General features: G+C 71.7%; 18 protein-coding genes, 1 tRNA gene and 2 pseudogenes. 12 read left to right on the plus strand and 9 right to left on the minus strand.

What is annotated here, in order from left to right; translation table 11 throughout:
* The first annotated feature begins 93 nt into the window (after nucleotides 1-93).
* Nucleotides 94-2,313, plus strand: coding sequence for an NADP-dependent isocitrate dehydrogenase (locus tag OG594_RS36790; RefSeq protein ID WP_266606746.1), 2,220 nt, complete (start codon nucleotides 94-96; stop codon nucleotides 2,311-2,313).
* A 229-nt stretch (nucleotides 2,314-2,542) separates the two neighbouring features.
* Nucleotides 2,543-3,319: a hypothetical protein gene (locus OG594_RS36795; protein WP_266606747.1), complete on the plus strand. Its 777-nt coding sequence runs from the start codon at nucleotides 2,543-2,545 to the stop codon at nucleotides 3,317-3,319.
* Here OG594_RS36795 and OG594_RS36800 read toward each other — a convergent pair.
* Both OG594_RS36800 and OG594_RS36805 read right to left on the minus strand, forming a co-directional pair.
* Nucleotides 3,300-3,520, minus strand: a pseudogene (locus OG594_RS36800) (SUMF1/EgtB/PvdO family nonheme iron enzyme); the annotation flags it as partial. The gene OG594_RS36795 and the pseudogene OG594_RS36800 sit on opposite strands and share 20 nt — an antisense overlap.
* A gap of 49 nt (nucleotides 3,521-3,569) precedes the next feature.
* Entirely contained in the window at nucleotides 3,570-4,031 is a 462-nt protein-coding gene (locus OG594_RS36805) for a hypothetical protein (RefSeq protein ID WP_266606748.1), read from the minus strand.
* A gap of 445 nt (nucleotides 4,032-4,476) precedes the next feature.
* Between OG594_RS36805 and OG594_RS36810 the strand changes: the two genes are divergently transcribed.
* Nucleotides 4,477-6,144 (plus strand): glycoside hydrolase family 71 protein, encoded by a 1,668-nt coding sequence (locus tag OG594_RS36810; RefSeq protein WP_266606749.1) that lies wholly within the window; start codon nucleotides 4,477-4,479, stop codon nucleotides 6,142-6,144.
* A gap of 75 nt (nucleotides 6,145-6,219) precedes the next feature.
* Nucleotides 6,220-7,080: a hypothetical protein gene (locus OG594_RS36815; RefSeq protein WP_266608750.1), complete on the plus strand. Its 861-nt coding sequence runs from the start codon at nucleotides 6,220-6,222 to the stop codon at nucleotides 7,078-7,080.
* Here OG594_RS36815 and OG594_RS36820 read toward each other — a convergent pair.
* Nucleotides 7,077-7,421, minus strand: a complete 345-nt coding sequence (locus OG594_RS36820) for a nuclear transport factor 2 family protein (protein WP_266608752.1) — start codon at nucleotides 7,419-7,421, stop codon at nucleotides 7,077-7,079. The two genes, OG594_RS36815 and OG594_RS36820, sit on opposite strands and share 4 nt — an antisense overlap.
* 124 nt (nucleotides 7,422-7,545) lie before the next feature.
* Between OG594_RS36820 and OG594_RS36825 the strand changes: the two genes are divergently transcribed.
* Entirely contained in the window at nucleotides 7,546-8,532 is a 987-nt protein-coding gene (locus tag OG594_RS36825) for a LysR family transcriptional regulator (protein ID WP_266606750.1), read from the plus strand.
* Nucleotides 8,529-9,689, plus strand: coding sequence for an aminotransferase class V-fold PLP-dependent enzyme (locus OG594_RS36830; protein ID WP_266606751.1), 1,161 nt, complete (start codon nucleotides 8,529-8,531; stop codon nucleotides 9,687-9,689). Before OG594_RS36825 ends, OG594_RS36830 begins: the two co-directional genes overlap by 4 nt.
* Here OG594_RS36830 and cobF read toward each other — a convergent pair.
* Entirely contained in the window at nucleotides 9,676-10,428 is a 753-nt protein-coding gene (cobF, locus tag OG594_RS36835) for a precorrin-6A synthase (deacetylating) (protein WP_266606752.1), read from the minus strand. The two genes, OG594_RS36830 and cobF, sit on opposite strands and share 14 nt — an antisense overlap.
* Nucleotides 10,429-10,446: 18 nt before the next feature.
* On the opposite strand from cobF, the gene OG594_RS36840 reads away from it, so the two are divergent.
* Genes OG594_RS36840 through OG594_RS36855 form a run of 4 tightly spaced genes read left to right on the plus strand, consistent with a single transcriptional unit; the run spans nucleotide 10,447 to nucleotide 13,745 of the window.
* Entirely contained in the window at nucleotides 10,447-11,202 is a 756-nt protein-coding gene (locus OG594_RS36840; RefSeq protein WP_266606753.1) for a (Fe-S)-binding protein, read from the plus strand.
* A 17-nt stretch (nucleotides 11,203-11,219) separates the two neighbouring features.
* Nucleotides 11,220-12,719 carry a lactate utilization protein B gene (locus OG594_RS36845; RefSeq protein ID WP_266608754.1) on the plus strand — a complete coding sequence of 500 codons (1,500 nt, stop codon included), beginning with the start codon at nucleotides 11,220-11,222 and terminating at the stop codon, nucleotides 12,717-12,719.
* Nucleotides 12,716-13,348, plus strand: a complete 633-nt coding sequence (locus OG594_RS36850) for an LUD domain-containing protein (protein ID WP_266606754.1) — start codon at nucleotides 12,716-12,718, stop codon at nucleotides 13,346-13,348. The genes OG594_RS36845 and OG594_RS36850 overlap by 4 nt, the downstream gene beginning before the upstream one ends.
* Nucleotides 13,349-13,352: 4 nt before the next feature.
* A complete protein-coding gene (locus OG594_RS36855) occupies nucleotides 13,353-13,745 on the plus strand; it encodes a VOC family protein (RefSeq protein WP_266606755.1) in 393 nt (130 codons plus the stop codon).
* On the opposite strand, the gene OG594_RS36860 is transcribed toward OG594_RS36855, so the two are convergent.
* Nucleotides 13,742-14,215: a DUF309 domain-containing protein gene (locus OG594_RS36860; protein WP_266606756.1), complete on the minus strand. Its 474-nt coding sequence runs from the start codon at nucleotides 14,213-14,215 to the stop codon at nucleotides 13,742-13,744. The two genes, OG594_RS36855 and OG594_RS36860, sit on opposite strands and share 4 nt — an antisense overlap.
* A 108-nt stretch (nucleotides 14,216-14,323) precedes the next feature.
* Here OG594_RS36860 and OG594_RS36865 point away from each other — a divergent pair.
* Nucleotides 14,324-14,397: transfer RNA gene (locus OG594_RS36865), tRNA-Pro, on the plus strand.
* Nucleotides 14,398-14,508: 111 nt separating this feature from the next.
* Here OG594_RS36865 and OG594_RS36870 read toward each other — a convergent pair.
* On the minus strand, nucleotides 14,509-14,631 hold the full coding sequence (locus OG594_RS36870) for a hypothetical protein (protein ID WP_266606757.1): 123 nt from the start codon (nucleotides 14,629-14,631) through the stop codon (nucleotides 14,509-14,511).
* Nucleotides 14,632-14,820: 189 nt separating this feature from the next.
* A complete protein-coding gene (locus OG594_RS36875) occupies nucleotides 14,821-15,117 on the minus strand; it encodes a hypothetical protein (RefSeq protein WP_266606758.1) in 297 nt (98 codons plus the stop codon).
* Nucleotides 15,118-15,308: 191 nt separating this feature from the next.
* On the opposite strand from OG594_RS36875, the gene OG594_RS36880 reads away from it, so the two are divergent.
* A protein-coding gene (locus OG594_RS36880) for an IS5 family transposase (protein WP_266606759.1) occupies nucleotides 15,309-16,129 on the plus strand; the annotation gives its coding sequence in 2 pieces (ribosomal slippage) (nucleotides 15,309-15,657 and nucleotides 15,657-16,129; 822 coding nt in all).
* A gap of 285 nt (nucleotides 16,130-16,414) precedes the next feature.
* Here OG594_RS36880 and OG594_RS36885 read toward each other — a convergent pair.
* Nucleotides 16,415-16,560, minus strand: a pseudogene (locus OG594_RS36885) (DUF4240 domain-containing protein); the annotation flags it as partial.
* Nucleotides 16,561-16,907: 347 nt separating this feature from the next.
* The gene (locus tag OG594_RS36890) at nucleotides 16,908-18,173 is read right to left on the minus strand and encodes a multidrug effflux MFS transporter (protein WP_266606760.1); all 1,266 of its coding nucleotides are present in this window, start codon (nucleotides 18,171-18,173) and stop codon (nucleotides 16,908-16,910) included.
* Nucleotide 18,174: the final 1 nt, after the last annotated feature.

The following is an 18,174-nucleotide window of genomic DNA, read 5'->3' on the forward strand; positions in this document are numbered from 1 at the left end:
GCAGGGGGCTGTCCAGAGCGGCCCGATCACGAGATATCTTGATGTCGAGCAATGTTGCAGACGAGAGACGCAGACTGTGGAGCGGAGCATCCGGTGACTGACTCGACCATCATCTACACGCACACTGACGAGGCCCCGGCCCTCGCGACGTATTCCTTCCTGCCTGTGATTCAGGCGTACGCGTCGACGGCCGGTGTGAATGTCGAGACCCGTGACATCTCCCTGGCCGGTCGGATCATCGCCGTCTTCCCGGAGTACCTCCAGGAGAGCCAGCGGATCGCCGACGCCCTCGCCGAGCTCGGCGAGCTCGCGAAGACCCCGGAAGCCAACATCATCAAGCTTCCGAACATCTCGGCCTCGATCCCGCAGCTGAAGGCCGCGGTCGCCGAGCTCCAGGGCCAGGGATACGCCCTCCCGGACTACCCGGACGACCCGAAGACCGACGAAGAGCGCGACATCCGCGCCCGCTACGACAAGGTCAAGGGCAGCGCCGTCAACCCGGTCCTGCGCGAGGGCAACTCCGACCGCCGCGCCCCCGCCTCGGTCAAGAACTACGCCAAGACGCACCCTCACCGCATGGGCGCCTGGACCACCGAGTCGAAGACGAACGTCGCCACCATGGGCGAGAACGACTTCCGCTCCACCGAGAAGTCCACCGTCATCGCCGAGGCCGGCACCCTGCGCATCGAGCACGTCGCCGCCGACGGCGCCACCACCGTGCTGCGCGAGTCCGTACCGGTCCTCGCCGGTGAGGTCGTGGACGCGTCCGTCCTGCACGTCGACGCGCTGCGTACCTTCCTGAACGACCAGATCGAGCGTGCCAAGGCCGAGGACGTGCTGTTCTCCGTGCACCTCAAGGCCACGATGATGAAGGTCTCCGACCCGATCATCTTCGGCCACGTGGTCCGCGCCTTCCTCCCGAAGACCTTCGCCCGCTACGGCGAGACCCTGGCCGCCGCCGGCCTGTCTCCCAACGACGGCCTGGGCGCCATCCTGAACGGCCTGGGCGCGCTGCCCGACGGCGACGCGATCAAGGCCTCGATCGACGCCGAGATCGCCGGGGGCCCGGCCCTCGCGATGGTCGACTCCGACAAGGGCATCACCAACCTGCACGTGCCGTCCGACGTCATCGTCGACGCCTCGATGCCGGCCATGATCCGCACCTCCGGCCACATGTGGGGCCCGGACGGCGCCGAGGCCGACACCCTCGCCGTCCTCCCGGACAGCAGCTACGCCGGCGTCTACCAGGTCGTCGTCGACGACTGCCGCACCCACGGCGCCTTCGACCCGTCCACCATGGGCTCGGTCCCGAACGTCGGTCTCATGGCGCAGAAGGCCGAGGAGTACGGCAGCCACGACAAGACCTTCGAGATCGCCGCCGCGGGCACCGTCCGCCTGGTCGACGCCGCGGGCAACACGGTCCTGGAGCAGGAGGTCGCCGCCGGTGACATCTTCCGCGCCTGCCAGACCAAGGACCTGCCGATCCAGGACTGGGTCAAGCTCGCCGTCACCCGCGCCCGCGCCACCGGCGTCCCGGCCGTCTTCTGGCTGGACGAGAACCGCGCCCACGACGCGCAGCTGATCGCCAAGGTCAAGACGTACCTCGCCGAGCACGACACCGAGGGCCTGACCATCAAGATCCTCTCCCCGGTCGAGGCCACCGCCTTTTCCCTGGAGCGCATCCGCCGCGGCGAGGACACCATCTCGGTGACCGGCAACGTGCTGCGCGACTACCTGACCGACCTCTTCCCCATCCTGGAGCTGGGCACCAGCGCCAAGATGCTGTCGGTCGTCCCGCTGATGAACGGCGGCGGCCTCTTCGAGACGGGCGCCGGCGGCTCCGCCCCGAAGCACGTCCAGCAGCTGGTCAAGGAGAACTACCTGCGCTGGGACAGCCTGGGCGAGTTCTTCGCGCTGGCCGCCAGCTTCGAGCATCTCGCGACCACCACCGGCAACGCCCGCGCCCAGGTGCTGGCCGACACCCTGGACCGCGCGACCGGTACCTTCCTCAACGAGGACAAGTCGCCGAGCCGCAAGCTGGGCGGCATCGACAACCGCGGCAGCCACTTCTACCTCGCCACCTACTGGGCGCAGGAGCTGGCCAAGCAGACCGACGACGCCGAGCTGGCCAAGGCCTTCGAGCCGGTCGCCAAGACCCTGTCGGAGCAGGAGGAGACCATCGTCGCCGAGCTCGTCGCGGTGCAGGGCTCCCCGGCCGACATCGGCGGCTACTACCAGCCCGACGCCACGAAGGCCGCGGCGATCATGCGCCCGTCCGCGACCCTCAACGAGGCGCTCGCCCTCCTGGGCTGACGCCGACAGCCGTACCCGCGCGTCCCTGACGACGTGATCCGCTCCGCCCCGGTCGGCCCCGTGCCCGGCCGGGGCGGAGCCGTGTCCGGGGCCGCGCCGCTCGGCCCCGGGTGTCGGGCGCCTTCGCGGACGAGGCCGTCAGGGGACTCCTGGCCGAGGCGTGGGCCCTGCGCTAGCGTTCGGGGTCGGTGCCGCCGGGGGGCTTCACCGAAATCGCTCTGGGGGTTCTGTGGCACGTCGTTCCGACACGTCCTGCGGTGGTACCGGCTGCCTGGCGGTCCTGCTCGTGCTGTTCGTCCTGCCCACCGTCGGCTATCTGCTGGCCGTGCCGCTGGCGCTGCCCGATCTGCTGGCCGAGCAGTCACCGCCGCAGCAGCTGCAGGGCTTCGGGCAGTACCTCATCGTCTACGCCGTTCCGGTCGTCGTGGCCCTGCTGCTGGCCCTGTTCGCGTCGCGCCGCCGGAGTGGCGCCTGGTGGCTGGTCCCGGCCCGGGCGGCGGCCCTGCTGGCGCTCGTCGCCGCGGCGCTGTGGTGGACGCAGAGCAAGGTCGGGGAGTACCCGGTGTGGAACGTCCGGGCCACGGCCGAGAGCACGGCCGCCGGACTGGTGGCGCTCGCCTTCGTCGTGGCGGTCCGCCGGTGGGACGCCTCACGCGGCGGCCCCCGCGTCGCCGTCGGCACCCACCGGCCGGCGCCGGGGGAGATCTGGCTGGCCATGGTCCCGCTGCGGGAGGACCCGGCGCGGCAGCTGCGGCACTACTGCGTGGTGCTGGCCGTCCATCCCGGCCACGTGGAGGTCGCCCAGATCACCACCAAGGACAAGGACGGGCGCACCGACCACATCCGGATGCCCAACGACGGCTGGGACAGGGCCTCCGGCCGTGCGCACTGGGTGGAGTTCGGCCGTCCGCCGCGCCGGGTCGAATACGGGATGTTCCTCAAGTCCCGGCCGCAGGGGCGCTGCCCGGCCCCGGTGTGGCGCCAGCTCAGCCGGCAGCTCGGCTGATCCCGGCGGAACCGTCCGGGGTGTTGCGGGTGCGCGCCGCGACCCGGTAGCGGTTGCCGTACGAGTCGTGGCACATGTGGGAGCCGCCGCGCACGGTCCGCTGGGGTCGGCGGGCGAGAAGCGGTCGGCGGACCACTCCCACACGTTGCCGACCGTCTGGTAGGGGCCGTATCCGTCGGGCTGGAAGGCCTTGGCCGGAGCCGGCGGATCGGGGCCCTCGCGAGGGAGCCCTCGCACCGGAGCCGGTGGATCAGAGCCGGTGGATCCGCTCCTGCTCGAAGGCCAGCGGGGACCGCCCGGCCGCCAGGATCCGCAGCCCCGGCGCCACGGTCAGTAAGTTCCGCAGCCAGGCCAGCGCGTCCGGGCCGAGCTGCTCCGCGCCGTCCAGAACGAGCAGCATGTCCCGTTCGGCCAGCCACGAGGCGGTGTTCGCCGTCCCGCAGGCCGGTGCGGGCATACCGGGTACGCAGCCCAGTTCGGCCGTCAACTCACGGACTCCGTAGCCGCCGTGCTGCGGGTTCATGGCGACGACGGCCACCCCGTCGTAGAAGTTGGACGCGATCCGCCGCGCGATCTCCCGTACCAGCAGGCTCCGCGGCTCGCGGAAGGCTCCCGCCACGGTCAGGACGCGCCCCCGCCGCACGGCGGTGAGCAGCCGGGACATTTCGGCGGACGTCGCCGGCAGCGTTCCGGTCGACCCTTTTTCCCTCATCGACCCGGCTTCCCCCATGGCCCCGGATTCCCCCATCGGCACGATGCCCCCCATTGCATGCGTGACCAAGTGCGGCAAGAGGGTTTTTTCGAGCCGCGTGACGATGATTATGCGCCACTTGCGCCGTAAGGCTAGGGGAATGTCGCATTCCGAAGAACGCGTTCGCTGCGCCCCAGGTGGGGACTTCGTCCGGGCCACCGGACGGGCGGCGGGACGGGCGGCGGGACGGGCGGCGTAGTTCCCGTGGTCCGTGTGACGTACGCACCGAACTCCGGCTCCTGGGAACGGTTGTCCGGAAGCCGGGATTGGGCTCTACTGCTGTGCAGCCCCTCGTAGGGGCGTATGCGCGGGAGGAACCAGAATGACAGCGGACCGGCGAACGGACCGGCGAGCACAGCATCGTGCCGGCAGGCGGGCATCGGGCGCGGGCCAGGCGTCCGGACCGGTGTCGCACCGGCGCCGGCCGGCCTTCCGGGGCCGCAGGTCGCTCCTCGCCGCGCTGCTCTCCGGCTTCCTCCTCGTCGGTGTCTGCGCGGCCACCGGAATCGCCTGGGACCCCCGCGACGCGGGTTCCGTGCAGGACGCCTCGGCCCCCGGCGCGGGCCTGCCGGCGGCCACCGCGACCAGCAGCGCTCCCGTCACACCCGGCGCGGCCACCCCCTCGCCCACCGGGCCCCCGGCGCCCACCGAGGGCGCGGCCGCCAAGGGCAACCCCAAGGAAGCGGTGGACTCCGGGGCCGAACGCCCCACCGGAGCCCTGCCCTTCGACATGCCCCAGCCGGCCGCCCTGCGCTCCGGCGCGGCGGGCAAGAAGCTGGTGTTCGCCCACTACTTCACCCCCTACCCGCTCTCCCTCGACAACGCGGCCGCGGACCGGGACTACTACACCCGCAACTACCTGAACCCCGATGGCGAGAACGGGAAGCACGACCGGTACGGCGGCCTGCTGCGCGACCGGCCGCTGCCCGTGACCCCGAAGAGCGGCGACTGGGAGTACGCCAACCTCCAGCAGGAGGTGCGCACGGCCCGCGCGGCGGGCATCGACGGCTTCACCCTCGACCTGCTCTCCCTCTCCGGCAAGAACTGGGACCGCTGCAACCTGCTGATGGCGGCGGCCCGTTCGGTGGACCCGGGCTTCAAGATCATGCTGATGCCGGACATGACCTCGCTGAAGACCGACGACCCGGCGGTGCTCGCCGAGGCGATCGCCACGCTCGCCGACGCCTCCGCCGCGCACCGGCTCCCCGACGGCCGCCTCGTGGTCTCCCCCTTCAAGGCGGAGGAGAAGAGCGTGGCCTGGTGGAACGAGGTCATCGCCCGACTGAAGTCCGCGCACGGCATCCGCACCGCCTTCGTCCCGCTCTTCTTGGACTTCGGCGCCCACAGCGGCGAGTTCGCCCCGATCAGCCACGGCTTCTCCGAGTGGGGCAGTCGCAGCTACGTCGGCCAGGAGAGCTCCACGCGCGACGTCCAGCGGGCCCACGACATGGGCAAGATCTGGATGCAGCCGGTGTCGGTCCAGGACGCGCGCCCCAACCAGGGCATCTACGACGAGGCGGGCAACACCGCGACCCTGCGCTCGACCTGGACGCACGCCATCGAGGACGGCGCCGACTGGGTGCAGCTCACCACCTGGAACGACTACTCGGAGGGCAGTCAGTTCGCCCCCTCCCTGCACAACGGTTACGCGTACCTGGACCTGACCTCGTACTACCTGACCAGGTTCAAGACGGGCAGCTGGCCGGAGATCGTCCGGGACACCCTCTACCTCTCCGCGCGCACGCAATTCGCGGACGCCGACCCGACGGGCGACCAGTCGCTGGTGATGTCGCTCCGCAAGGGGAGCGCCCCGCCCCGGGACAAGGTGGAGGTGCTCAGCTTCCTCACCGGGGCCGCAGCCGTCCGGACTGCCGTCGGCACCGTAGACGGCAGTCACGAGGCCCCCGCCGGGATCCACTCGCAGCTGCTGCCGCTGAAGGCGGGCACCAGCTCGGCGCAGGTCGTCCGGGACGGGAAGGCCGGCGTGAAGGTCGACCTGCCGTACCGGGTGGACCACAAGGTTGAGGTGCAGGACCTCCAGTACTACGCGGCCACCAGCGGACGCGACTCCTAGGGAGAGTTGACGACCGGTGCTCCTGCCGCACCCGGCAGCAGGTGGCGCCGATCCGTCCCGTACGGTCGGCCCGTGATGATCGAAGCGGGCAGACCGCGCAGGCTCGGCGTACCGGCCCCCGATGCGCGGCTGCGGTTCGAGGCGGAACGGAGGGAGACCGGGGGCGGGCCCGGGCGCAGGTTGCTGACGGTCGACGGGGAACCCGCCTTCGAACTCAGCTTCTGGTGCGGAACCTGCCCGTTCCTGTTCCGCCGGTTGCCGACCGCCCAGCAGACGCTGTCGCTGAAGGGAATCGGGGAACACCTCACCGGCCCCCTGGCCGATCTCGATGACGGCGGTGTGATCGCCGCGTTCGGTGCGCTGCTGCCGGAGGGCGAGTACCTCCCGCTGCTGCTCCGCGTGGAACCCCGCCGGGTCGTCCCCGGCGGGGACGGCGACTACTTCGGCGGCGAGCAGGTGGCCACCTGGGGGCTCGACCAGTTCTGGGGCCTCCCGGAGTACCCGCACACGCCGTACTACCGCACCTTCGATACCGCGGTCGACGCCTCCGCCCACCTCTACGAGTTCGTCGTCCCCATGGTGCCCCCGACGTGGAACGACCGGGAGCGCGTCGCGGAGTACGTCGATCTGATGGCGCGGGGAACGGTCCCGACGGCCGTGGCGGTCTCGACGCTCGACGTGTGCGAGCCCGCGATCGGGCCGGGGAGCGACCACTACCGGCACTGGGGCCTGACGCACTTCCTCCTCGACGGCCACCACAAACTGGAGGCCGCGGCCACGGCCGGCCGACCCGTGCAGCTCCTCTCGCTCCTGGCCCTGGGCGAGGGCCTGGCCGAATCCGGAGACTGCGCCCGACTGCCGGACCTGCGCGCGCAACCCCGCTCGGCCCGGTCGGCCCGGTCGGCACGCGGGGCCCGCGGGGCCCGGTCGGCCTAGCCGGCCGGAGGGGCGAATTCGGGCTGGTCGAGCAGGCGCAGCCAGCTGCCGTCGGGCTGGCGCCGGACGACCTGCGCGCGGGCGCCGGAGCCGTCCTTCGGCGGGGTCGAGGTGAGTGCGACGTCACCGCTGACCAGCGTCGGCAGCGGCTCCTCGGGTTCGAAGACCGGGCGGTGGGCCAGCACCTGCTCCCACAGGGCCCGGATCGCCTTGCGGCCCACGGTCCGCTCCCCGGGCGGGTACGCCATCACCGCGTCCTCCTCGTAGAGCGCGGCGACCCCAGCCGCGTCGCCGGCGTTGGAACGCTCGACGAACAGGCGGGTGATGTCCTCGGGGTGCATGGCCTTCTCGTACACGACTTCCTCCACGGGTCGTTCCCTCCGCTGCGCTTCGTACCTCCAGGCTGGCCCCATCCCGTACCAGAAGTCCAACAGATGGATCTTCTGGCAACTAGAATCTCCCGTCATGGAACTGAGGCAGCTCGCCTACTTCGTCGCCGTCGCCGAAGAACAGAACTTCACCCGGGCGGCCGAGCGCGTGCACATCAGCCAGTCCGGGGTCAGCGCCCAGATCCGCCGGCTGGAGCGGGAACTGGGCGCCGAACTGTTCGACCGCTCGGCCCGCACCGCCACCCTCACCCCCGCCGGAGCGGCCGCGCTCGCACCCGCCCGGGCCGCGCTCGCCGCCGCGGAGGCGGTCGGCCAGGCGGTGGGGGACGTGGCGGGCGTCATCCGGGGCCGGCTCACGGTCGGCATGGTCGTCGGTTGCACCGTCACCCCGTTGTTCGATGCCCTCGCCGCCTTCCACCGGGCCCATCCCGGCGTGGAGATCGCCCTGCTGGAGGACGACTCCGACCGGCTCGCCGAGGGGGTCCGCGCCGGTACGGTCGATGTGGCGCTCATCGGGGCGGCGACCGCCGCCCCGGCCGGGCTGGAGGCCCTGACGATCGTCAGTGAGCGGCTCGTCATCGCCGTCCCGCCCGGACACCCGCTGGTGCACCGGCCCCGCGTCACCCTGCGCGACCTGGGCGACCATCCGGTGATCTGCATGCCCACCGGTACCGGCCTGCGCGCGGTCTTCGACCAGGCCTGCGCCGCTCAGGGCCTCGAGCCCACCGTCGCCCTGCAGGCGGGGGCCGCCGACGCGATGGCCGACCTCGCCGCGCGCGGGCTGGGCGTCGCCGTCCTCAGTGCATCCATGGCCGAGGCCTACCGCGACCGGCTCACCGCCCGCGTCATCGACGACATCGACATCCCCGCCCTGCTCTGCCTGGTCTGGCGCACCGCGCCCGGCCCCGCCGCGCGCGAGCTGCTCGCGTACGGACGCCGCGCCTTCGGTGGTACCCATGGCGGTGCCCACGCTGACGCGACGCACGACGGCGGTCTACCGGAGCCGGCGGCGCCGGGAGATGATCCGGAGGACAGCCGCGCCGCATCCCCGGAGGAGCAGTGACCGAGCCGATACGTCCCGCCGGGTCCGCCCAGGAGTTCCCCGGCGGGCCCGCCCTGTTCCGCCTCGACCCCCGCGTCGCCCACCTGAACCACGGCTCCTTCGGCGCGGTGCCCCTCCCCGTCCAGGAGGCCCAGGCCGCGTTCCGCACCGAGGTCCACGCCGACCCCGACGCCTTCTTCATCGCCGTCCCGGACCGCCTCGCCGAGGCCCGTACCCGGATCGCCGCACACCTCGGCGCCGACCCCGACGGCATCGCCTTCATCGCCAACGCCACCGAGGGCGCCAACCTCGCCCTGGACGCCGTCCCCCTCGCCGAAGGCGACGAGATCCTGGTCACCGACCACGGCTACGGCACCGTCGTCGCGGCCGCCGCCCGCCGCGCCCCGGTCACCACCGTCGCCCTGGATCCCCACCTGCCCGACGAGGACGCCGTGCGCGAGACCGTGCTGGCCGCGCTGACCCCCCGTACGAGGGTGGCCGTGCTCGACCACGTCAGCTCGCCCACCGCCCGCATCATCGCCTCCCCCCGGCTCCTCGCCGACCTGCGCGAACGCGGGATCACCACCGTCGTCGACGGCGCCCACGCCCTGGGCATGCTCGCCGACCCCCTCGCGGGCGGCGCCGACTTCTGGTTCGGCAACCTCCACAAATGGGGCTACGCGCCCTCCGGCAGCGCGGTCCTGGCCGTCGCCCCGCAGCACCGCCCCCGGATCAGGGCGCTCGTACCGTCCTGGGAGGACCAGCACGGATTCCCGCGTTCCGTCGAGAACCGCGCCACCGCCGACTACACCGGCTGGCTCGCCGCCCCCGAGGGGCTGGACCTGCTCGAACGCCTCGACGCGGCCAAGGTCCGGGCCCACAACAGCGCGCTGGCCGCCCACGGAGCGGCCCTGCTCGCCGAGCTCCCCGGGCTCACCCCGCTCCCGCACGGCGAGGCCCTCGCCATGCGCACCCTGCGCCTGCCGCCCGGGGTCGCCGACACCCCGGAGCGGGCCCGCGAGCTGCGCGAACGGATCGCGGCCGAGCAGGGCATCCGGGTGCTGATCTGGCCCTGGCCGGGCGGCGGCGGCATCCGCGTCTGCGGCCAGATCTACAACCGGCCCGAGGAGTACGAACGCCTCGCCGCCGTCCTCCCGACCTACCTCAGCCGCGCCTGAGCAGGTACGTGTCCATGATCCAACCCTTGCGGGCACGGGCCTCGGTGCGCAGCTCCTCGATCCGTCCGGCGACCTCCGCGAGCTTGCCCGAGACCAGGATCTCGTCCGGGGTGCCCACGTAGGCCCCCCAATAGATGAAGAGGTCCTGGTCCAGATGGGCGGTGAAGGCGTGCCGCGCGTCGAGCATCACCACCACGTCGTCCACGTCGTCCGGCCAGCCCGCCGCCAGCCGGCGGCCGGTGGTGATCTGGACCGGGCGCCCGACCCGGTTCAGGTTGGTCCGGTGCCGTGCCAGCAGCGCCGAGATGCTGCTGATGCCGGGCACGACCTCGTGCTCGAAGGCCACCCGGCCGCGCTCCAGCACCTCGTCGAGGATCGCGAGCGTGGAGTCGTAGAGGGAGGGATCGCCCCAGACCAGGAACGCCCCGGTCTCGCCGTCCGCCAGGTCCTCGGCGATGAAGCGCTCGAAGAGCTCGGCCCGCGCGCTGCGCCAGCCGTCCACCGTCGGGGCGTAGTCGGCGGGCGTCCGGTCCCGGTCCGGGTCGCGGCCCTCCACCAGCCGGTGGCCGGGGCGGGCGTGCGCGTCGAGCATCGCGCGCCGCAGCCCGGTCAGATCCGCCTTCTCCTCGCCCTTCTCCAGGATGAGGAATGCGTCCGCCGCGCCGATCGCCCTGACCGCCTGGAGGGTCAGATGGTCCGGGTCGCCCGCGCCTATGCCGATCACTGAGAACTTCTTCACCGGGCTATTGTGCCCATCATGCGAGCCGCGCTGTTCGTCACCTGCGTCAACGACGCGCTCTACCCGGGAACCGGGATCGCCGTCGTACGCCTCCTGGAGCGGCTCGGGGTCGGCGTGGACTTCCCGGAAGCCCAGAGTTGCTGCGGGCAGCCGCAGTACAACACCGGCTACCGCTACGAGACCGAACCACTGGTGCGGCGCACCGCGCGGGCCTTCGCGGAACACGAGTACGTCGTCACCCCCTCCGGATCCTGCGCCGCGATGATCCGCGAGCACTACCCCCGCATCGGCCGCAAGGCGGCGGCCGAGGGCCGCGGCAGCGAGCTCGCCGAGGCGGCCGCCGCGCTCGCGCCGCGCGTGTACGAGCTGACCGAATTCCTGGTCGACGTGCTCGGGGTGACCGACGTCGGCGCGTACTTCCCGCACACCGTCACCTACCACCCCTCCTGCCACGGCCTGCGCTCCCTGGGGCTCGGGGACCGGCCGCGACGGCTGCTGGCCGCGGTCAAGGGCCTGGACCTGGTCGAGCTGCCGGGCGCCGAGGAGTGCTGCGGCTTCGGCGGCACCTTCGCCGTCAAGAACCCGGACGTCTCGACCGCCATGGGCACCGACAAGATCACGGCAGTGGCCGGCACCGGCGCCCAGGTGCTGTGCGGCGCCGACAACTCCTGCCTCGCCCACCTGGACGGCCTGCTGCGCCGCGCGGACAGCCCGCTGCGGACCCTGCACCTCGCCGAGATCCTGGCCGCGACCGAGGAGGAACCGCTGTCGTGACCGGTACGTACCTGGGCATGCCCAGCTTCCCCGACTTCCCCGACTCTCCCGACTTCCAGACCTTCCCCGCCGCCGCGCGGGAGGCCGTACGGGACGAGGTGCTGCGCGCCAACCTCCGGCACGCCACGCACACCATCCGCGACAAACGGGCGCGGGCCGTCGCCGAACTCGCGGACTGGGACCGGCTGCGCGCCGCGGGCAAGGCCGTCAAGGACCACACCCTCCGCCATCTCGACCGCTACCTGCTGCAGTTGGAGGAAGCGGTCACGGCGGCCGGCGGCACCGTCCACTGGGCCGCCGACGCGGCCGAGGCCAACCGGATCGTCACGGAGCTGGTCCGCGCGACCGGCGAGCGCGAGGTCGTCAAGGTCAAGTCCATGGCCACCCAGGAGATCGGGCTCAACGAGGCCCTGGAGGCCGCCGGGATCGCCGCGTACGAGACCGACCTCGCCGAACTCATCGTGCAGCTCGGCCACGACCGCCCCTCCCACATCCTGGTCCCGGCCATCCACCGCAACCGGGCCGAGATCCGCGACGTCTTCCGCGCCGAGATGGCCGCCTGGGGCCGGCCGGCGCCCGAACCGCTCGGCGACGACCCGCGGGAACTCGCCGAGGCGGCGCGCCTGCACCTGCGCGAGAAGTTCCTGCGCGCCAAGGTCGGCGTGTCCGGGGCCAACTTCATGGTCGCCGAGACCGGCACGATGGTCGTCCTGGAGTCCGAGGGGAACGGCCGGATGTGCCTGACCCTGCCCGAGACGCTGATCTCCGTCGTCGGCATCGAGAAGGTCGTCCCGACCTTCCGCGACCTGGAGATCTTCCTCCAGACGCTGCCGCGCTCCTCGACGGCCGAGCGGATGAACCCGTACACGACGATGTGGACCGGTCTGGGCCCTTCAAGAGGGGCGGAAGGCGACGGGCCCGCCGCCTTCCACCTCGTCCTCCTCGACAACGGCCGCACCGACACCCTCGCCGACGCGACCGGCCGCCAGGCCCTGCGCTGCATCCGCTGCTCCGCCTGCCTCAACGTCTGCCCGGTCTACGAGCGTGCCGGCGGACACGCCTACGGCTCCGTCTACCCGGGCCCCATCGGCGCGATCCTCAGCCCCCAACTCCGCGGCACCGGCAGTGCGGTCGACGCCTCGCTGCCCTACGCGTCCACCCTGTGCGGAGCCTGCTACGAGGTCTGCCCGGTCGCCATCGACATCCCCGAGGTCCTCGTCCACCTCCGCGAACGGGTCGCCCAGGGCGGCCCGGTGACCCGCGCCGGCATCCGCGTCACGCTCCGCCCCGCCGACGGCCACACCGCCGAACGGGCCGCCATGCGTGCCGCCCGGCTGCTCCTGGACCACCCGGGGGCCCTGCGCGCGGGGGAGCGCCTGCTGGCCAGGGCGCGACGGCTGGCGCCCCGCCGGCTCCCCGGAGCCGGGCGGGCCTGGACCGACAGCCGCGAACTGCCCACCGTGGCGGCGCAGTCCTTCCGCGACTGGTGGGACCGGGAACGGAGCGACCCGCGATGAGCAGCAAGGACCGCATCCTGGGCCGGATCCGCCGGGCGCTGCGCGACGACGCGCCCGCGGTGGCGATCCCCCGCGACTACCTCCCCGTCCACGGCGACCGGACCCCGGCGGAGCGGGTGGACCTGCTCGCCGCCCACCTCGCCGAGTACCGGGCCCTGGTCCACCGCACGGATGCGGAGGCGCTGCCCGCGCTGCTGGCGCGGCTCCTGGGCGCGCGGGGCGCCCGGTCGGTGCTCGTCCCGCCCGGCCTGCCCCCGCACTGGCTCCCGGCCGGGGGCCCCACCCGCGTACCCGACCGGGCGGCCTCCACCCCGTACGAGCTGGACCGGGTCGACAGCGTGGTCACCGGCTGCGCCCTGGCCGTCGCCGAGACCGGCACGATCGTCCTCGACGGCGGCCCCGGCCAGGGCCGGCGGCGCATCACCCTGATCCCGGACCACCACATCTGCGTGGTCCGGGTCCCGGACCAGGTGGTGGACTCCGTCCCGCAGGCCCTGCCGCTCCTCGACCCGGCCCGCCCGCTGACGTGGATCTCCGGCCCCTCCGCCACCAGCGACATCGAACTCGACCGGGTGGAGGGCGTCCACGGCCCCCGCACCCTGGAAGTGGTCCTCGTGGGCACACAATGAGGGCATGCCCTCGCACATCGCCCTCACGGCCCTCCTCGTCAACGACTACGACGAGGCCATCGACTTCTACACCCGTGCCCTCGGCTTCGACCTCGCCGAGGACACCGCCCGCCCGGACGGCTCCCGCTGGGTCGTGGTCCGCCCGCCCGGCGCCACCGAATCCGCGCTCCTGCTGGCCCGGGCCAAGGACGAGGCCCAGCGCTCCCGGGTCGGCGACCAGACGGGCGGCCGCGTCGGCCACTTCCTGTACACCGACGACTTCGCCCGCGACCACGCCCGGATGACCGCCGAGGGCGTCCGCTTCCTGGAGGAGCCGCGCCACGAGCCGTACGGCTCCGTCGCCGTCTTCGAAGACCTGTACGGCAACCGCTGGGACCTCCTCCAGCCCGCCGCCTAGCTTCCCAGCCTCGGCGCCTCGCGCGCGGCATCGACGGCCGGGCCACCGTCCGCCACCCGGCCGGCCAGCTCCCCGGCCCACCGGACCAGGCCCGGCACGTCGACCCCGTACGGCCGCCCGTCCAGCCCCTCGATCCCGGCGGCCCCGCGCCGCAGCAGCCGGGACCCGCCCACGGCGTTGCCGCGCGCGGCGTGCGTCAACCCGACGGCGAGCTGCGCGAGCCCCCGCCACAGCGGGGCCGCGGCCTCGGGGCCGGACTTCCAGGCGTCCTCGAACACCTCGTGCGCATGGAACGGCATCCCGGCGTCCAACAGCCGCTGCGCCTCCCGCACGGTCTCCGCGGGGGAGCGCACCACCCCCTCGGGCTGCCGTTCCACGCCGGCCACCCCGTAGGCGAGGGGTCGCCCCAGCCCATCCCTGGGACGCGCACTGCGCGCCCGCCCGTCGACGTCTCGATCCCGTGCGTTCACCACCCCATCCTCCCCCGCACCGATTACCCGTGCATGCACACCCCTCGCCGTGGGGTAATGTTCTGCATGTGCCGCCGAGCAGGGGGAAACCCCAGGTCGCAGGCACAACGGGACGTGGCGCAGCTTGGTAGCGCACTTGACTGGGGGTCAAGGGGTCGCAGGTTCAAATCCTGTCGTCCCGACGAGAGGTTCGCCTCGAGTCGCATCTCGGAGCCCTGTCTCACTTCGGTGAGGCAGGGCTCTTGTGCGTTATCTGGGGCTGTCGTGTCACTTTTCGTCCCGGACGCTGACGATCACGCCGCGCCGGCCATCAGCTCGCCCAGCTCGCCCAGCTCGTCCGATTCGACCTCGAGGCTCTGGGGGTCGGGGTGGACGGAGACCGCTTGGTGAACGACGGGTCGCCGTGCCCCGCCCACGCGCAGACGACGGTGTCGATATTCCGCTGTTCGCCGCCCACGACAGGCGCGCGGGGAGAGCCAGAGCGCGACACGCGCGGTCATTGGGGTTCGGCCGGCCCATATGCCCTCCGAGGGCCATCCGCCCTCATCCGGCCCCCAGCCGGTGGCGGAGTCGAGTGCGCGGGACGTACATCCCCGAGAGGTCAACTATTGTCCACCCAGTTGTTTGCCTTGAGTGCCCTGCCCGCCGCCAGACTGAATTCCAGCTACAGCGGATTGAGCTGTATTTGCGGCCGCTCTAATCCCAAAGTACGCCGAAGTCATCGCAGTTATTGCGGTAAATGCGCTGGTGAGAATGGCTACTGCCGCCTCGGGGCCTTCCTTGAGATGGAGCGCAACCAGAATCGCGGCTAGCGCGATGCCGACATCGCCGAAGAGCACGACGAGGAGGCCGGCCCAGGCCCGAGTGGTTTGAATTGCCTTGCTGTCGGTGCTGTTCAGCATTGCGATCCTCCAGTGCCACTAGTAGCGGTCATCACGCTGGCTTTAGGGCACCCCGCGAAGTTGCAACGCGTCACTTCCAGGCTTACACGGCGGCACCGAACACACATCTCGGCGATGGCGTTCCTGAAACTCGAACCGTTGAAATGCGCACTAAGACCGTGTCCTTGTGGTGAGGTGTCGTTGACCTCGGTATGGGGCGGGGTACGTGGAGTTGGATTGTTCCGGACGGGTTGTGGGAGATCGCGGAGCCGCTGATCCCGCCGTCGAAGGTTCGACCGCAGGGCGGTGGAACGCAGGACACGCCTGATGAGACGCTGTTCGCGGCGATCATCTACGTGCTGGTCTCCGGCTGTGCCTGGCGGGCACTGCCGCCGTGTTTCGGGATATCGAAGTCGACAGCCCATCGCCGGTTCCTGATCTGGTCACGGGCCGGAGTCTGGGGCCGACTGCACGAGGAGATCCTGCACCGACTCGACGACGCCGGCCTGCTCGACCTGTCCCGCGCCGTCCTCGACTCCGCCCACGTACGGGCCAAACAAGGGGCGAACTCACAGGCCCGAGTCCCGTGGAGCAGGGCAAGCCGGGCTCCAAATTGCACGTCTTGTCGGACGCGGCCGGACTGCCCCCGGTCGCCGGCGTCTCGGCCGCCAGCACCCACGACAGCCAGGCACTGAAGTCCCTGGTGCTCGGTCACCCAACGAGACACGACCCCCACCGCGGCCGCCACTTCAAGCCCCAGCGCCTCCATGCCGACAAGGCATACGACATACCTGAACTGCGGAAATGGCTCTGTGGGAAGCGGGTCGGCGTCCGCGTCGCCGCCCGCAAAGGCATCGAGTCATCAGAACGGCTCGGGCGCCGCCGGTGGGTCATCAAACGGACCATGTCCTGGCTGACCGGCTACCACAGACTCAACCACCGCTACGAACGCCATCCCCGCAACTACCTGGCCTTCCTCGGTCTCGCCGCGGCCATCTGCTGCTACAGGCGACTCGTCCGCCTCACCACATAGGACACGGTCTAAGACCGCCCGGGGCATACCGTTCGAAACCTCTTTGCCAAGCTAGAAGGCGCTGTTGACCGCTTCGCTGAAGCAGCGGCGCGCCTCCTGGCCGACACATGACGATCGAGGAGTGGTTGCCCGGCCGTTCGGTTGATCGAGTGACGGCGGTTGACTGGTAGGCGCGCATGTTGAGGTGTCGCGCATTCGTCAGCCGAGGTGTGTGCATGGCCCGATGAGATGACCGACAGTGATCCGGGAGTCTCGTTCTCCGCTGTTGGACCTCGTCTTGTGACGTTCACAGCCCTGAGCGATCAGCCAGCCGCGGAAGTAGTCGAAGCCGTCGTCAGAGCACCCACCGTTGGCAAGGTAAGCAGCGGCCCAGAAAGGATCGCCTGATTGCGGGCTGCCTCAATGAGCTGCCAGAACTGCTGCTTGTTCATGGAGGCAGAGCCTGTCACCTGGTACTGCCATCGGGCCGGTCGCGGGAGCTTGGCTCACCAGAGCAGCCACGTCGCTCCTGTCAGCGTGTGTGGTCGCCATGTGCATATCGACTCCAGGTTCCTCCGGCTTCGGTGACCAGGGGGGTGGCGGTCTTGTCGTGGTAGCCGAGTGCCTTCGCGATGATGGGTGCCGGGGCTTGGAGGACGAGCTGGCGGATCGCGGAGGTCCTGCCTCGTTGCGGCGGGACGCCGATCTTTCGCGTTCCACGCGTCGCTGCACCCGACCGTCGTCGTACGTCTGTGACGCTGATCGCGGAATCACCCTGTTCGCCAGACGCTGGCCCGATTCATTGGATGCCGGCTCGTTTGCGATCGATGTGCCGGCGCGGTCGCCGGTGCCCGGCAGGTCCTTGGCGAGCCGGCCTGCGAGTGCGCTCACCGGGCATCGACCGGGTGAGGACGCCGAGTGTGAGCAGAGCGAGCGCCGGCAGCACGGCGACGATGATTCCCATCGGCAAGGCGTCGGTGGCGCCACCCGCGCCGGCCAGCGGAGCAAGTGCCCCGCCGAACATGAACTGGCTGAAGCCGAGCAGAGCGGCTGCCGACCCGGCGTGTCCGCCGTGGTCGGCCAGGGCCTGGGCCGCGGCGTTCGGCATGACCAGGCCCACGCTGGAGACCAGGACGAACAGGCCGATCAGGAGCACGGGCAGGGGTGCCCGTGTCAGCACCGCGCCCAGGACCGTGGTGCCACCGGCTGTTGCGCCCAGCAGACCGGCGAGCAGCAGCACGCGGGCGCCGGCCCGGGCCACCAGCCGGCCGCTGATCTGGGCGGCCGCAATGAGTCCGGCGGCGTTGACGGCGAACACGGCGCTGTACTGCTGCGGTGACAGGCCGTGGATTTCCTGCAGGACGAACGGCGAGCCGGAGATGTAGGCGAACATCGCCGCGAAGACCAGGCCGTTGGCCAGGACGTACCCGGTGAAGACCCGGTCGCTGAGCAGCTGCCCGACGACAGCCAGCAGCGGCTGGCGTGACGCGGAGGACCGGGTCTCCGGCAGTCCTGCGGCGGAGGCCGCCAGCATCACGGCGCCGAGTACGGCCAGGCTCACGAAGATCCCCGGCCAGGCCGTGACGCGCAGTAGCTGGCCACCGAGGACCGGCGCGAACACCGGCGCCAGGCCGGTGATCAAGGTCAGTGTGGAGAAGAGACGTGCGGTGCGGGTTCCGGAGGTGCGGTCGCGGACCATGGCGTTGGCGATGACGATGCCGAACGCCCCGCCGATGCCCTGGACCAGGCGTAGGCCGACGAGGGTCCGGACGTCGGGCGCCACCGCGCAGAGCGCGCTGGCGATCGTGTAGAGGGCGAGGCCCGCCAGCAACGGACGCCGCCGGCCGTAGGTGTCGCTCAGCGGCCCGGCGATCAGCTGCCCGATGGCCAGCCCGGCCAGGCAGGCGGTGATGGTGAGCTGGGTGGCCGCGGCGCTGGCGCGCAGGTCGCCGGCGAGGTCCGGCAGTCCGGGCAGGTAGCCGTCGATGGACAGTGGTCCCAGGGCCACGAGCGCTGCGAGCAGGACGATGAATCGGGTGTGCCGGCCGGCGGCGTCGTTGCTCATG

Origin of the sequence: Streptomyces sp. NBC_01214 (genome assembly GCF_026340975.1) — a bacterium.
Lineage (GTDB): Bacteria > Actinomycetota > Actinomycetes > Streptomycetales > Streptomycetaceae > Streptomyces.

Excerpts from the sequence above, each read along its gene's own strand:
- OG594_RS36890 (WP_266606760.1), bottom strand. The coding sequence starts at position 18,173 with ATGAGCAACGACGCCGCCGGCCGGCACACCCGATTCATCGTCCTGCTC.
- OG594_RS36840 (WP_266606753.1), top strand. The coding sequence starts at position 10,447 with ATGCGAGCCGCGCTGTTCGTCACCTGCGTCAACGACGCGCTCTACCCG.
- OG594_RS36825 (WP_266606750.1), top strand. The coding sequence starts at position 7,546 with ATGGAACTGAGGCAGCTCGCCTACTTCGTCGCCGTCGCCGAAGAACAG.
- OG594_RS36845 (WP_266608754.1), top strand. The coding sequence starts at position 11,220 with ATGCCCAGCTTCCCCGACTTCCCCGACTCTCCCGACTTCCAGACCTTC.
- OG594_RS36820 (WP_266608752.1), bottom strand. The coding sequence starts at position 7,421 with ATGCACCCCGAGGACATCACCCGCCTGTTCGTCGAGCGTTCCAACGCC.
- OG594_RS36815 (WP_266608750.1), top strand. The coding sequence starts at position 6,220 with ATGATCGAAGCGGGCAGACCGCGCAGGCTCGGCGTACCGGCCCCCGAT.
- OG594_RS36805 (WP_266606748.1), bottom strand. The coding sequence starts at position 4,031 with ATGAGGGAAAAAGGGTCGACCGGAACGCTGCCGGCGACGTCCGCCGAA.
- OG594_RS36855 (WP_266606755.1), top strand. The coding sequence starts at position 13,353 with ATGCCCTCGCACATCGCCCTCACGGCCCTCCTCGTCAACGACTACGAC.
- OG594_RS36850 (WP_266606754.1), top strand. The coding sequence starts at position 12,716 with ATGAGCAGCAAGGACCGCATCCTGGGCCGGATCCGCCGGGCGCTGCGC.
- OG594_RS36875 (WP_266606758.1), bottom strand. The coding sequence starts at position 15,117 with ATGCTGAACAGCACCGACAGCAAGGCAATTCAAACCACTCGGGCCTGG.